Annotated in this window: 16 protein-coding genes; 10 read left to right on the top strand and 6 right to left on the bottom strand. The window is 65.9% G+C overall.

The window, feature by feature from the left end; translation table 11 throughout:
* Position 1: 1 nt before the first annotated feature.
* The 3 genes from CRO50_RS09610 to CRO50_RS09600 all read left to right on the top strand — a co-directional run bounded on the left by CRO50_RS09610 (position 2) and on the right by CRO50_RS09600 (position 2,057).
* On the top strand, positions 2–754 hold the full coding sequence (locus CRO50_RS09610) for a DUF1194 domain-containing protein (protein WP_097145682.1): 753 nt from the start codon (positions 2–4) through the stop codon (positions 752–754).
* Positions 742–1,470, top strand: a complete 729-nt coding sequence (locus CRO50_RS09605) for a DUF1194 domain-containing protein (protein WP_097145681.1) — start codon at positions 742–744, stop codon at positions 1,468–1,470. Before CRO50_RS09610 ends, CRO50_RS09605 begins: the two co-directional genes overlap by 13 nt.
* 86 nt (positions 1,471–1,556) lie before the next feature.
* Positions 1,557–2,057, top strand: a complete 501-nt coding sequence (locus CRO50_RS09600; protein WP_097145680.1) for a MarR family winged helix-turn-helix transcriptional regulator — start codon at positions 1,557–1,559, stop codon at positions 2,055–2,057.
* A 339-nt stretch (positions 2,058–2,396) separates the two neighbouring features.
* On the opposite strand, the gene CRO50_RS09595 is transcribed toward CRO50_RS09600, so the two are convergent.
* Positions 2,397–2,675 carry a hypothetical protein gene (locus CRO50_RS09595; protein ID WP_097145679.1) on the bottom strand — a complete coding sequence of 93 codons (279 nt, stop codon included), beginning with the start codon at positions 2,673–2,675 and terminating at the stop codon, positions 2,397–2,399.
* Positions 2,676–2,747: 72 nt separating this feature from the next.
* On the opposite strand from CRO50_RS09595, the gene cyoA reads away from it, so the two are divergent.
* The 5 genes from cyoA to CRO50_RS09570 all read left to right on the top strand — a co-directional run bounded on the left by cyoA (position 2,748) and on the right by CRO50_RS09570 (position 7,562).
* On the top strand, positions 2,748–3,806 hold the full coding sequence (gene cyoA / locus CRO50_RS09590) for a ubiquinol oxidase subunit II (RefSeq protein WP_232617658.1): 1,059 nt from the start codon (positions 2,748–2,750) through the stop codon (positions 3,804–3,806).
* Positions 3,806–5,800 carry a cytochrome o ubiquinol oxidase subunit I gene (cyoB, locus tag CRO50_RS09585; RefSeq protein ID WP_097145678.1) on the top strand — a complete coding sequence of 665 codons (1,995 nt, stop codon included), beginning with the start codon at positions 3,806–3,808 and terminating at the stop codon, positions 5,798–5,800. The genes cyoA and cyoB overlap by 1 nt, the downstream gene beginning before the upstream one ends.
* Positions 5,797–6,381 carry a cytochrome o ubiquinol oxidase subunit III gene (cyoC, locus tag CRO50_RS09580; RefSeq protein ID WP_097145677.1) on the top strand — a complete coding sequence of 195 codons (585 nt, stop codon included), beginning with the start codon at positions 5,797–5,799 and terminating at the stop codon, positions 6,379–6,381. The genes cyoB and cyoC overlap by 4 nt, the downstream gene beginning before the upstream one ends.
* Positions 6,381–6,755, top strand: a complete 375-nt coding sequence (gene cyoD / locus CRO50_RS09575) for a cytochrome o ubiquinol oxidase subunit IV (RefSeq protein WP_097145676.1) — start codon at positions 6,381–6,383, stop codon at positions 6,753–6,755. The genes cyoC and cyoD overlap by 1 nt, the downstream gene beginning before the upstream one ends.
* A gap of 78 nt (positions 6,756–6,833) precedes the next feature.
* The gene (locus CRO50_RS09570) at positions 6,834–7,562 is read left to right on the top strand and encodes an SURF1 family protein (RefSeq protein ID WP_179747247.1); all 729 of its coding nucleotides are present in this window, start codon (positions 6,834–6,836) and stop codon (positions 7,560–7,562) included.
* Between the two features lie 45 nt (positions 7,563–7,607).
* On the opposite strand, the gene CRO50_RS09565 is transcribed toward CRO50_RS09570, so the two are convergent.
* From CRO50_RS09565 to CRO50_RS09550, 4 genes are all read right to left on the bottom strand, one after another.
* Complete coding sequence (locus tag CRO50_RS09565) at positions 7,608–7,949, bottom strand: hypothetical protein (protein ID WP_097145675.1); 342 nt, start codon at positions 7,947–7,949, stop codon at positions 7,608–7,610.
* Between the two features lie 51 nt (positions 7,950–8,000).
* Complete coding sequence (locus tag CRO50_RS09560) at positions 8,001–9,611, bottom strand: YadA family autotransporter adhesin (RefSeq protein ID WP_097145674.1); 1,611 nt, start codon at positions 9,609–9,611, stop codon at positions 8,001–8,003.
* 169 nt (positions 9,612–9,780) lie between these two features.
* Positions 9,781–10,062, bottom strand: coding sequence for an FAD assembly factor SdhE (locus CRO50_RS09555; protein ID WP_097145673.1), 282 nt, complete (start codon positions 10,060–10,062; stop codon positions 9,781–9,783).
* The gene (locus tag CRO50_RS09550) at positions 10,059–10,454 is read right to left on the bottom strand and encodes a helix-turn-helix domain-containing protein (RefSeq protein ID WP_097145672.1); all 396 of its coding nucleotides are present in this window, start codon (positions 10,452–10,454) and stop codon (positions 10,059–10,061) included. Before CRO50_RS09550 ends, CRO50_RS09555 begins: the two co-directional genes overlap by 4 nt.
* 116 nt (positions 10,455–10,570) lie before the next feature.
* Between CRO50_RS09550 and CRO50_RS09545 the strand changes: the two genes are divergently transcribed.
* Positions 10,571–11,773: a pyridoxal phosphate-dependent aminotransferase gene (locus tag CRO50_RS09545; RefSeq protein ID WP_097145671.1), complete on the top strand. Its 1,203-nt coding sequence runs from the start codon at positions 10,571–10,573 to the stop codon at positions 11,771–11,773.
* A 25-nt stretch (positions 11,774–11,798) separates the two neighbouring features.
* Entirely contained in the window at positions 11,799–12,212 is a 414-nt protein-coding gene (locus CRO50_RS09540; RefSeq protein ID WP_097145670.1) for a hypothetical protein, read from the top strand.
* A gap of 94 nt (positions 12,213–12,306) precedes the next feature.
* Here CRO50_RS09540 and CRO50_RS09535 read toward each other — a convergent pair whose 3' ends face one another.
* Positions 12,307–13,710 carry an MATE family efflux transporter gene (locus tag CRO50_RS09535; RefSeq protein WP_097145901.1) on the bottom strand — a complete coding sequence of 468 codons (1,404 nt, stop codon included), beginning with the start codon at positions 13,708–13,710 and terminating at the stop codon, positions 12,307–12,309.
* Positions 13,711–13,851 lie beyond the last annotated feature (141 nt).

Below are 13,851 nucleotides of genomic sequence, written 5' to 3'. Positions count from 1 at the left end.
GATGGGCCGCCGGGGCCGCAGGCAGGACGGATGGGCCGGGCGCTGCGCCCCGGCTGTCCTGCTGGCCCCGGTCGTCCTGGCGCTACTGTTGCTGCTGCCGCGCGCAGCGGCGGCCCAGGAGTGCCGGCTGGCGCTGCTCCTGGCTCTGGATGTATCGGCCTCGGTCGATACCGAGGAATACGCCCTGCAGCGGGACGGGCTTGCGGCGGCGCTGAATGACCCCGACATCCGGCAGGTGATCCTGCTTGGCGGCGCTCCCGTGGCCCTGGCGGCCTACGAGTGGAGCGGACGCTACCAGCAGGCGGTGATCCTGCCCTGGATGATGCTGGGCAGCGATGCCGATATCGACCGCGCCGTGGCCCGCATCGGCGGCGCCACCCGCAGCCACGAGGGTTTCCCCACGGCCGCGGGCTATGCTCTGGGCTATGCGGCGGGCCTGCTGGCCGAGGCGCCCCCCTGCGACCGGCAGGTGATCGACGTCTCGGGCGACGGGATCAACAACGAAGGCTTCTCTCCGGCCCTGGCCTATGCCCATTTCCCGCTTGCCGAGGTGACGGTGAACGGCCTGGCGGTCTCGGGTCCCGATTCCGCCGTGGTCTCTTTCTACGAGGGCGAGCTGATCCGCGGCCCCGGCGCCTTCGTCCAGGTCGCCCAGGGTTTCGCCGACTTCCGCCGCGCCATGACGCTGAAGCTCTTCCGCGAGCTCAACGACATGCGCCTTGGCTCCGCCGGGGGCACCCGATGCTGCGGCTGATCCTGGCGCTGGCGCTGCTGGCCTGTCCCCTGACCACCGCCGTTGCCGCCACCCCCTGCCGCGAGGCGCTGGCGCTTGGCCTGGATGTCTCGGGCTCTGTCGACGATGACGAATACCGGCTGCAACTCGAGGGGCTGGCGCGGGCGCTGGACAATGCCCAGGTGCGCGAAGCGCTGGCCGCCCTGCCCGGCGCGCCGGTGCGGATGATGGTCTACGAATGGAGCGGCCCCGGCGACCAGCGGGTGCTGGCGCCCTGGGCCGAGCTTTCTTCCGAGGCCGCCATCGCCGCCTTCCAGGCCCGGCTGCGCGGCACCGCCCGCAGCCCGATGGAGCCCACGACCGCCATCGGACCGGCGCTGACCTTCGGCGCCCGCGCCCTGGCGCAGCAGGAGGGGTGCTGGCGGCAGGTGCTGGATGTCTCGGGCGACGGCAAGCACAACGTCGGCCCCGTTCCGCGCGGTATCGACATGGGCGCGGTGACGGTCAACGGCCTGGTCATCGCCCGTCCCGACAATATCGCCGAGCTCTCGGCCTACTACCGTGCCCATGTGCTGCGCGGCGCGGAGGCCTTCGTCGAGACCGCCTACGGCTTTCGGGACTTTGAAGAGGCGATGGTGCGCAAACTGTTGAAAGAGCTTGCCATTCTTCCCCTGGCCCAGGCGGGCGACAGTTCTGCCCGCGGCACCCTGCCGCAACGCGGCGAGAGGCTCCGTTAACCACGGATCTGTCTATCCATTTGGAATTAACCGGATTTTTGGGAATTTCGCCGAATTTCGCCTCAGGTTATGCGACGGAGACAGTGATGAGCATTCAGAACGCGATCGGGCCAGGCTTGGCGCCGAAGGAGTTCATGCAGGGCTACCTCGAGGCGCTGGCACTGGTCGAACGCCTGCATCGGCTGCTGCTGGACGTGATCAAGGACGAGTTCGAGCGCGTCGGCGTGCTGGAAATCAACGCGGTGCAGGCGCTGCTGCTCTTCAACATCGGCGAGAACGAGGTCACCGCGGGCGAGCTCAAGTCGCGCGGCTACTACCAGGGCAGCAATGTCAGCTACAATCTGAAGAAGTTGGTCGAAATGGGCTACATGCACCACGAGCGCTGCGAGATCGACCGCCGGTCCGTCCGGGTGCGGCTGACCCAGAAGGGCCGCGAGATCCGCGAGGTCGTGTCAGAACTCTTCGCCCGCCATGCAGAGGGCCTGGAAAGCCGCGGCGTGCTGGACTTCGGCGGACTCGACGACATCACCACCTCGCTGCGCCGGGTGGAACGCTTCTGGAGCGACCAGATCCGCTACATCTACTGACATCCGTATGCACCTTGCCCCCCCTGCGGGGCACGTAGAGGGCAGGGTACATTTCACCCACCCTATGCCCGGCACAAAGCGCGGGCGCTCACGACCGCGTAGTGTGGGAGACATCCCACCTCTGCCGCGCGACAGCCAAAGCACCTGCCGGCACCGCCCTGCCCCAGCTCGACGCAGGATGCTTCGGGGCCAGCTTTTGCCGGGTCCAGGTCTCCGGGACGGCGGGATCGCCCCCCCTGCCCCGCGACACGCGCACAGGCTCCAAGGGTGCTGACACGGCCGCCGCATTCGGGAGGGGCGGCGCACCAAGGGCGGCGATACAGCCGATGCGCCCGGCCCTCAGGCGATGGCGACCATCTCTCTGTGCCGCGCCCACGACCCACCCCGCATGCCGTCCTGAAAGTGAGTCGCAGACACCCCTTTCCGCTGCATTGCGGCGCGGAATTCGGCCAGATCGCGGCATGATCCCCGGTCGTTTCGGGCCACGACAGCCTCGCCAAGACGCTCTTTCACGCTATCTACGCTCAAAAATACGTTACTAACCGGCCCTTTTTGCGGCAGTGCGGCAATCCGCCCCGGTGTTGTCACCTGCAACAAGGCGTAGCCGAAGGCCTGCATTCCCCACTCCGGGCCGGCGGCCGCTCCTCCATTTGACCGCTGGAAGACCAAGAGGCGAAGACGTTGCTCCGAATGACAAAACCCCTGCTGGCCATGGCGGGCGCATTGGCGCTTTCCGGCTGTCAGTACCATGTCCTGGCCCCCTCCGGCTGGGTCGCGGACCAGGAGAGGAACCTCCTGATCATCTCTACCCTGCTGATGCTGATCGTCATCCTGCCGGTGCTCTTCATGGCGGTGTACTTCCCGCTGAGATACCGCGCCGACCGAGAGGATATCTCGGACTACGATCCCGGCTTCACCCACTCCTCGAAGCTCGAGGTGCTGGTCTGGGGCGTGCCGATCCTGATCATCGTCGGCCTCGGCTATTTCACCTGGATCTATACCCACCGGCTGGACCCCTACCGCCCGCTGGACCACCTGGAAGCGGGCGAGCCCGTCGAGGTGCAGGCGGTCTCTCTCGACTGGAAGTGGCTGTTCATCTACCCCGAGCTGGGCGTCGCCTCGGTCAACGAGCTGGCGGTGCCTGCCGGGCGGCCGATCAACTTCTCGCTGACCTCGTCGACGGTGATGAACACCCTGTCGATCCCGGCGCTTGGCGGCATGGTCTATTCCATGGCCGGCATGGAGACGAAGCTGCACCTGATCGCCGACCACGAGGGCACCTATCCGGGCCGTTCGGCGCATTACTCGGGCCCCGGCTTCAGCCAGATGACCTTCGACACGCTGGCCATGGATGACGCGGGCTTCGACGCCTGGGTCGCCAGGGTGAAGGCCGAAGGCGCCCCCCTCAATGCCGAGAGCTACCTCGCGCTCGAGACCCCCAGCATCGACGCGCCGGTCAGCTACTACGGCAGCGTCAGCGAAGGTCTCTTCGACCGCATCGTCGAGCTCTGCGTGGCCGAGGACACCGTCTGCATGGGCGACATGATGATGATGGACATGATGGGCGGCGGCGGCCTGCAGGGCATCCCCAACGTGCCCTTCTACGAATACGACCGGCACCGCGCGATCGACGGCTTCGGCAATCCGATCTCGCTGCCCGCGCCTGAACCGAAACATTACTACGAGGCCTTCCTGGCAGACCCCGACAAGCTTTGCCGCACGCCTCTCGATGCAAAGGCCAAATCCTGATGGCAACCGGACACGTACAACCGCAAGAGACCTGGTCGCCGATCTTCGGACGGCTGACCTTCGACTGGATTCCCTATCACGAGCCGATCCTCATCGGCACCTTCCTGGGCGTCGGCCTGGCCGGGCTGATCGTGCTGGCGCTGATGACCCGCTTCCGGCTCTGGCTGCCGCTGTGGCGTGACTGGGTGATCTCGGTCGACCACAAGAAGATCGGCATCATGTACATGGTGCTGGGCTTCATCATGATGGTGCGCGGCTTTGCCGATGCGCTGATGATGCGCCTGCAACAGGCGCTGGCCGCCGGCGGCGCCGAGGGCTACCTGCCGCCGCATCACTACGACCAGGTCTTCACCGCCCATGGCGTGATCATGATCTTCTTCGTCGCCATGCCCTTCGTCACCGGCATCATGAACTACGTCATGCCGACGCAGATCGGTGCCCGCGACGTGGCCTTCCCCTTCCTGAACAACTTCTCGTTCTGGATGACGGTGGCGGGCGCGCTGCTGGTCAACATCTCGCTCTTCATCGGGGAGTTCGCCCGCGTCGGCTGGCTGGCCTTCCCGCCGCTTTCGGGGGCTTCCTACAGCACCGGGCCGGGGATGGATTACTATCTCTGGGCGTTGCAGATCGCGGGCGTGGGCACCACGCTGTCGGGGATCAACCTGATCGCCACGATCCTGAAGATGCGCGCGCCCGGCATGAAGATGATGATGATGCCGATCTTCACCTGGAACACCCTGATCACCAACGTGCTGATCGTCGCGGCCTTCCCGGTGCTGACCGCCACCCTGGCGCTGCTGACGCTGGATCGCTACCTGGACTTCCGCTTCTTCACCAATGACTTCGGTGGGAATGCGATGATGTACATCAACCTGATCTGGATCTGGGGCCACCCCGAGGTCTACATCCTCATCATCCCGATCTTCGGTGTCTTCTCGGAAATCGTCGCCACCTTCTCGCGCAAGCCGCTGTTCGGTTACGCCACGATGGTCTGGGCCACGGCCTGCATCATGGTGCTGAGCTTCGTGGTCTGGCTGCACCACTTCTTCACCATGGGATCGGGCGCCAACGTCAACACCTTCTTCGGCATCACCACGATGATCATCGCGGTGCCGACGGGGGTGAAGATCTTCAACTGGCTGTTCACCATGTACCGGGGCCGCGTGCGGATGGAGCTGCCGATGTACTGGACCATCGGCTTCCTGGTGACCTTCACCATCGGCGGCATGACCGGCGTCCTGCTGGCCGTTCCGCCCGTCGACTTCCAGCTGCACAACACGCTGTTCCTGGTGGCCCACTTCCACAACGTGATCATCGGCGGGGTCGTCTTCGGCGTCTATGCCGCGGTCACCTTCTGGTGGCCCAAGGCCTTCGGCTTCAAGCTGGATGACCGCTGGGGCAAGCGCGCCTTCTGGGGCTGGTTCGTGGGCTTCTACCTGGCCTTCATGCCGCTCTACGCGCTTGGCCTGATGGGGGTGACGCGGCGGATGAACTCCTACGCGGACATGGGCTGGCAGCCCTACTTCCTGGTCGCCGCCCTGGGCGCCGTGGTGATCCTCTTCGGTATCCTGTCCACCTTCATGTGCTTCTACGTCTCGATCCGCGACCGCAAGCGCCTGGCCTGTGGCGGAGACCCCTGGGACGCGCGCACCCTCGAGTGGGCCAACCAGTCGCCGCCGCAGAAGTACAACTTCCCGCAGGACATCGTGGTCACCGGCCGCGACATGTTCTGGAAGATGAAGGAAGAGGGCTTCAAGTGGTCGACCGACTACCAGCCGATCCACATGCCGAAGGATACCGCCACCGGCGTGCTGATCTCGGCCTTCGCGCTGGCCTTCGGCTTCGCCATGGTCTGGTACATCTGGTGGCTGGCGATCCTGAGCTTCGTGGCCATGCTGGCCATCGGCATCGCCCATACCTTCAACTACAACCGCGACTATTACATCCAGCCGGATGAGATCGCGGCGACGGAAGCGAAAGGAGCCTCGGCATGAGCGCGGCTGACGCACACCACGCCCATCACCAGAGCCCGACCAACATCGGGTTCTGGATCTACCTGATGAGCGACTGCATCATCTTCGGTGCCCTCTTCGCCACCTACGCGGTGCTGGGCGGCGGCTTCGCCGGCGGCCCCGGCCCGAAGGACCTGTTCGAGCCAGGCTTCATCGCGGTGGAAACCGCGCTGCTGCTCTTCTCGTCGGTGACCTTCGGCCTGGCGATGCTCTCGGCCGAGAAGCAGAAGCTGGACGCTACCACCGCCTGGCTGGTGGTCACCGGCCTGCTGGGCGCGGGCTTCATCGGGATGGAGCTCTACGAGTTCGCCCACCTGATCCACATCGGCGCAGGCCCCGACCGCTCGGCCTTCCTGTCGGCCTTCTTCGCCCTCGTCGGCACCCACGGGCTGCACGTCACCGGCGGTCTGATCTGGCTGGTCACGCTGATCGCGCAGCTGCGCCTGCACGGGTTGAACGGCCCGAACATGCGCCGCCTCGGCACGCTGTCGATGTTCTGGCACTTCCTCGACCTGATCTGGATCGGGGTCTTCTCCTTCGTCTACCTGGTGAGGCTGATCTGATGAGCGAGCATGTGAACACCCACTCCGGCAGCCATGGCACCATGGGCCGCCTGATGATTGGCTTCGCCATGGCGGCGATCCTGACCATCCTGCCATTCGGCCTGGTCATGGGCGAGGTCGACCTGCCGCGCAATCTCACCATCGCCCTGATTATGGGGATGGGCGCGCTGCAGATCATCGTCCACCTGGTCTATTTCCTGCATGTCGGCACCTCCAGCGAAGAGGGCTGGACCTTGGTCGCCACCATCTTCTCGGTGATCATCCTGGTGATCGTCCTGGCGGGCTCTCTCTGGGTCATGCACAACATGAACGAGAACATGATGCCCATGCCCGACATGGAGCAGATGATGAACCTGCAGAGCCAGCAGGGCTGACCCGCCCCGCGCCACGACACGGGAGGGGGCCGCGCGCAAGCGCCGGCCCCTTCGCATTCCCAAAGCCCCGAGGTTGCCATGACGAAAGTCTCTCCGCGCTGGCCCCGCCTGATGCTCGCCACGCTGATCGCCGTGATCGGCATCGGGGGCTTTTCCTGGCTGGGGGTCTGGCAGGTGCAGCGCCTGCACTGGAAGCTGGACCTGATCGAACGGGTCGAGGCCCGCATCCACGCCGCCCCCGTGCCCGCTCCGGGGCCTGAGGCCTGGGCAGAGATCGCCTCTGGCGCCGGCACCCAGGCCGAATACACCCGTGTCACCCTCGCAGGCCGCTACCTGCATGACGAAGAGGTGCTGATCTACACGCCCTCCGACTATGGCCCGGCCTTCTGGGTGCTGACACCGCTCCTGCGCGGTGACGGCACGGTGGTGCTGGTGAACCGCGGCGTGGTGCCCGAGGCAGAGGCGCGCACCGGAGAATTCCTGCGCCCGCAGGGAGAGGTCCGCCTCACCGGACTGTTGCGCCTGTCCGAGGACCACCGCTGGCTCTTCGCCCGCCGCAACGCACCCGAGGCCGGGACATGGTATCGCCGCGACGTGGGCTCGATCACCGAAGCGAAGGGCCTCGCGCGCGCCGCGCCCTATTTCGTCGATGTCGAAAGGGTCGGAGACGCCTGGCCGCGCGGAGGCCGCACCGTGGTGCGCTTCCGCAATGCCCACCTCAGCTATGCGCTGACCTGGTTCGCCCTCGCCGCCGTGGTGGCGACGGGTTACGTGCTGGTGCTGCGGCTGGAGCTGCGCCGGGGCTGAACGGGCGGCGGGCGTGAAGGTGGGTTTAGCCCACCCTCGCCGGCCCTAGCGCAGCCGTTCCAGGTAGTAGATCGGAGACCGCGTGCGCAGGCTGTCGGGCTCTGCGATCCAGCCCTCTCCCACCACCTGCACCAGCCGCCAGCCGCTGGCGTAGAGCATCGGCAGGGTCGGGCTCTCAGCCGTACGGGGCAGGTGTTCGCAGGTCATGCGGGTATTGCGTGTGGCGGTGCCGAAATAGGTGATGTTGTCCGGCAGACCCGCGTCGACGATGCAGATGGTGAACTCTGCCACCGGCGGCACGGGCGAGGTCGCCTCCTGTGCCTGCCCGAGGGCCGGGGACGCAAGAAGGGCCGCGCTGATGGCGACCGCGGGAAGGCTCTGTCTCATGGAAGGCTCCTGGCTGGTCGGGGCAGCGGATCAACCGCCGCCCCCGCCATATCAGAATTCAAAGCCGCCGCCGATGCGCACCGCGGTCATGCCGGTGGTGGTGCGGCTCAGGCCCATGCTGATCGAGGCATTGGTGCTGGCGAAGTTCTCCAGCGCATGCACCATGCTGATGCCCAGGGCGCTTTCGCCACCGAAGTGACCGATGCCCCAGTTGACCGCCGTCTTGCCGGGGGCCGAGGGCATCTGCGAGGTGCCCAGCGAGATCGCCGCGGCAACACCCGCGAAGGCGCTGGCCTGGCCCGCGTTCAGCTGGCTGACGTTCACCGCATCGGTGGGATCAACGCCGGCGGCCACGTTGGTCAGACGCCGTTCGGAGCCGGTCGAGCCGAAGGAGACCGTATTGGCCGCACCGGCAACCGAGCCGGAGCCGATGGCCACCGAATTGGCCGCGGTTGCCTGGGCACCGTTGCCGATGGCCACGCCGTTGCTTGCCGTCACCGTACCGCCGTTGCCCAGCACCAGGCCGCCATCGGTGGTGACGGTATTGCCGTCGCCCATCACGTTGTTGTTGGCGCCGGTCACCGTGTTGTTCTCACCGATCACGCCATTGCCCGAACCGTCGACGGTATTGCCGGAGCCCAGAAGCGAGGTGTTGGAGCTGCCATCGGCCAGGGTGTTGCCCATGCCCGAAACGGTGTTGTAGCTGCCATTGGTCAGCGTGTTGTCCTGGCCGGACACGAAGCTGTAGGCGGTGCCGGTCAGATCGTTGTTCTGGCCGCCGACCACGTTCAGGTCACTGTTATCGAGGTCATTGTCATCACCGCCGACGACGTTCTGGTCGGAATCATTGCTCAGGTCGTTGCGGTAGCCCGAGATGGCGTTCCAGTCACTGCCGCCGGTGGCGCTGTTGAGCCAGCCCGAGACGATGTTGAGATCGCTGTCGCCGGTGATCGTCTGCTGGCTGCCGCCCACGATGTTGAAATCCGAGCTGGTGACGGTGTTCTGTCCGCCGCCCACGATGTTGTTGAGGCTGGTGTCTGTCACCGCGTTCAGACGGCCCGAGACCGCGTTGCCCTCGACATTGTCCAGAACCTGCTGGTCGCCGCTGACGGTGTTGTTCTGGGAGCCGTTCAGCACCTGGTTCGCCGAACCGCTCACGAAGTTGCGGTTGGAGCCGGTCACCACGTTGGAATGGCCGATCACGCCGTTGACGTTGCTCGAGGTCAGCTGGTTGCCATGGCCGCCCACCACGTTGCGGTCGGAGGTGGTCAGCGTGTTGTTCTGGCCGCTGGTCACGTTGTTGTCCGAGGTGGTTAGGGTGTTCCCGGTGCCGCTGACGTCGTTGCGGTTGGAATTGCCGCTGATCTCGTTCCCGTTGCCGGTCACCGAGTTGACGTCGGAGTTGCCCAGCACCTCGTTGTTGGCGCCCGAGACATCGTTGCCCCAGCTGCGATCATCGACGGTGTTGTTCCAGCCGCAGACGGTGTTGCGGTCGGAATCATTGGTCAGCGTATTTCCTTCGCCACATACCGAATTCAGGTCCGAGCTCGCGTCGATGGTCGAGCCATTGGCGCCGTCGATATCATTGGCCGCCTGTGCGGCGAGCGGCAGGGACAGGAAAACAAGTGCAGGAATGAGCTGGCTATTTAGCTTGCGGAACATGAAACGTCCTCCCAGGAACAAGATGCCTTGCGGCAGTCACACATTTTCCTAGGGGGGCGGTGCTCCGGGACAAAGAACCATACCCACGCGCATGTATGTTTTGACAGCCACCGGGCCGGGACGTGACCAATTGGCCACGGGAATCAACCCAGGGTTGTTTAGCGCATATTCAACGCTCAGCGATACGGGCGATCATCGGCGCCAGGGCCTCGGGCGGCTCGGCCTGTCCCGAGACCCATTGATAGAGGTCCTGGTCGTTCTGGCTGAGCACCGCATCGTAGAGATCCAGCCCCTCGGCATCGAGCTCTTCGAGCCGGGTCTCGCAGAAGCGCATCAGGATGATGTCCATCTCCTTGATACCCCGCCGCATGGAGCGCATTTTCATGCGCTTCAGTCGGATCTCGCGCGGTTCCCCGTGGGGATAGGTCTCGGAGAGGGAGGCGTCGCTCATGTGCTTTCCTTCAGGGCGTTTCTCAGGCGCTTCTCCAATAGCGCCAGACGGTCGGCCATGCCAGACATCTGGCTGCGGATCTCGCGCATCTCCTGCAAAGCGCCCAGCACGCCGGGATCGATCTGGTTGGCCTCGTCGGGCGGATCGACACCATCGCCCTCGCCCGAGAGCAGCCAGGTCAGCGACACCCCCAGCACGCCGGCCAGCATCTGCAGCTTGTTGGCGCGCGGCTCGGAAATATCCTCTTCCCAGGAACGCAATGTGCCCAGCTTGATGCCAAGTCGCTTGGCAAGCTGGCCCTGGGTCATGCCGGCGGCAGAGCGGGCAGCTTCCACCCGGTCCCCGAAGGTGGCGTTTTCGGCGGAATACCAATCGTCGGATGTCGCGGTCATGGGCTCTCCTTCCCTATGCCCCCTCGGCCCCCCTCGCCGGGACCGTTCATTCTTGCGGGGGGCGCAGGGCAAGCCTAAGACGGGGGACAGCGAAATTCAAACCGGAGCCCGACCCCATGGCCTTCCTTTCCGACACGCTGGCCCGTGTGAAGCCCTCTCCTACCATCATGATGACCAACAAGACGCTGGAGATGAAGGCGGCCGGAAAGGACGTCATCGGCCTCTCGGCGGGCGAACCTGACTTCGACACGCCCGAGAACATCAAGCAGGCGGCCATCGCGGCGATCAATGCCGGCAAGACCAAGTACACCTCGGTCGACGGCATCCCCGAGCTGAAGGAAGCGGTCTGCGCCAAGCTGAAGCGCGACAACGGGCTGGACTACACCCCCGCCCAGGTCACCGTCGGCACCGGCGGCAAGCAGGTGCTCTACAATGCCTTCATGGCGACCCTGAACCCCGGCGACGAGGTCATCATTCCGGCCCCCTACTGGGTCTCCTATCCCGACATGGTGCTTCTCGCTGGTGGCGAGCCGGTGATCGTCGAGGGCCCGCTGGAGAACGGCTTCAAGATCACGCCCGAGGCGCTCGAGGCCGCGATCACCGACAAAACCAAGTGGCTGATCTTCAACTCGCCGTCGAACCCCACCGGCGCGGGCTACACCCGGACCGAGCTGAAGGCGCTGACCGATGTGCTGATGCGCCATCCCCAGGTGCATGTGCTCTCGGATGATATGTACGAACACCTCGTCTACGACGGTTTCGAGTTCTGCACCCCCGCCCAGGTCGAGCCCGGTCTCTACGACCGCACCCTGACCCTGAACGGTGTTTCCAAGGCCTATGCGATGACCGGCTGGCGCATCGGCTACGCGGCGGGCCCGAAGGAGCTGATCGGAGCCATGCGCAAGGTGCAGAGCCAGTCGACCTCGAACCCCTGCTCGATCAGCCAGTGGGCGGCGGTCGAGGCGCTGAACGGGCCGCAGGATTTCATCGCCCCCAACAACGAGCTCTTCAAGAAGCGCCGCGATATCGTGGTCGAGATGCTGAACGCCATCGAGGGCATCACCTGCCCGGTGCCCGATGGTGCCTTCTACGTCTATCCCTCGATCGCCGGGCTGATCGGCAAGACCTCGGCCGGGGGCACGCTGATCGACACCGACGAGGCTTTCGCGACGGCGCTGCTGGCGGAAACCGGCACGGCGGCGGTCTTCGGCGCGGCCTTCGGGCTCAGCCCTAACTTCCGCATCTCCTATGCCACCTCCGAGGCCCAGCTGGTGGATGCCTGCACCCGCATCCAGACCTTCTGCAAGAGCCTCGGCTGAGGGCCATCAGGGAAGGAAGAGAGACATGAGCACAGACCTGCCCCCGTATTTCTTCCGTATCCGCGACAATGGCGCGGCGGTCTTCCGGGTCAGCTCGGAGGATCGCCAGCGGCGGCTCGGGATGGAGCAGATCGCCGTGGCCAATATCCGCAACGGCGACATCAAGCCCCATGGCGACCGCGACCTCGGGCCCGAGGACATCGCCGCGATCCGTACCTGGATGGAAGAGCGCCGCGAGGTCCTGGCAGCGCGCGAGATGGATGACATCTTCCGCGCCGTGGACCACCTGAACCAGACCGCCCACTGGGCCCAGACCAAGGCCAGCGAAGAGGCTCTGGAGGCGGTCACCGACAGCCTGCTCATGGCCATGCACGACCTGCGCCAGGTGCTGGTGCGCAAACGCGCCGACCGGCTTCTCAGGGACCGCAGCCAGGATTGAGCGCCACGGGGCCGCTCCGGCGGCGCCCCATGTTTCCTTAGTTGATCTTCCGGCGCGCGGGCGGGGCACGACGCCCCTGCTCCCGGTGTGCCCCCTAGTCCGAGCCACCCGAGGCGGGCTGCACCGCGCCTTCGGCTTCCAGCGCGGCCCTGGCTGCGGGCACGACACTGCGCCAGAAACGGGTCATCATGCTCACCGCCGCCAGGGTCAGGCCAGCGGCAAGCCCGAGCCAGACGCCGACGCCTCCGATCTCGGTCTGGCTGGACAGATACCAGGCCGCCGGAGCGCCCACGACCCAGTAGCTGATCGCGGCGAAGATCATCGGGCGGCGGGTATCCTGCAGGCCGCGCAGCAGGCCAAGCGCCATGACCTGCAGGGCATCGGTGAGCTGGAAGAGCGCCGCGGCGATCAGGAAGACGCGGCCGACGGCGATGATCTCGTCCCGGCCGGGGGCGTTGGGGTCGAGGAAGAGACCGACCAGAACCTCGGGCACCGCGATGATCACCGCGCTGGTGGTCAGCACCGCCAGCATCGACAGCCCGATGGCCGCCTTCGCCCCGCGCACCAGGTCCGCCATCGCGCCGCGCCCATAGGATTGCCCGGCCCGGATCGTCGCCGCCTGGCTCAACCCGAGGTGGACCATGAAGATCACCGAGGTCACCTGCAGCGCGATCCCATGCGCCGCCAGGGCGGTCTCGCCCAGCCAGCCCATGAAGACAGAGGAGGTGCCGAAGAGCCCCACTTCGGCCACCATGGTCAGCCCGATGGGCCAGCCCAGGCGGAAGACCCGCGCCAGGCTCTCGGGGTCGGATTTCCACAGCCTCTGGAACAGCGCCTGCTCGGGCAGCACCTTCTGCACGTAGCCGCACAGGAAGATCATCGTCGCCAAATGCATCAGCAGCGAGGCAATGGCCGCGCCGGTCACGCCCAGCTCGGGCAGGCCCCAGTTGCCGAAGATCAGCGCGTAGTTCGCTGCCGCATTGATTACCAGCGCCACCAGCATCACCGCCAGCACCACGTGCGAGCGTTCGAGCGCCGAGAGGTAGCTCTTCAGCACCATGGTGGCCAGCGCCGGGAAGATCCCCCAGGCCAGCACGTCCAGGTAATCCCCCGCCAGCGCCGCGATCTCGGGCTTCTGGCCAAGGGCCAGGAAGATCGGCTCGGCCGAAAGCAGGATCGGCAGCGACACGAGCCCGGCGATCACCGAAAGCCACAGCGCCATGCGGGTCAGCCGCCGCGCCTGGGTGGTGTCGCCGCGCGCCTCGGCCCCCGCCACCAGCGGCGGCAGCGCCGAGGCAAAGCCGGAACTTGCCAGAAGCAGCACCAGGAACAGCCCCGAGGCCAGGGTCTGTGCCGCAAGGGCGGTCGGATCGTACCAGCCCAGCATGGCCGTATCGACCAGGCTCAGGGCAATCTGCGCCAGCTGGCTACCCGCCAGCGGCAGGCCCAGCACCAGCACCTGTTTCAGGTGGTGGCCATATGAAAGGGGATAGGTCATCACCATCCCTTAGGCTTCGCCGGGAAATTCGGCAAGGCCCGGACGCGCCGCCGCAGCCATGCGCGCAGGCCCTCTTTTCGCCGCCCCCCCGCACTGACATAATGGCGCGACCAAGAACAACACGAGCAGCCGGGAATCCAG

This window comes from Pseudooceanicola antarcticus, assembly GCF_900215355.1.
GTDB classification, from domain to species: domain Bacteria; phylum Pseudomonadota; class Alphaproteobacteria; order Rhodobacterales; family Rhodobacteraceae; genus Pseudooceanicola; species Pseudooceanicola antarcticus.
Note: the sequence above shows the minus strand (reverse complement) of the source record. Positions and strands in the feature narration are given on the sequence as shown.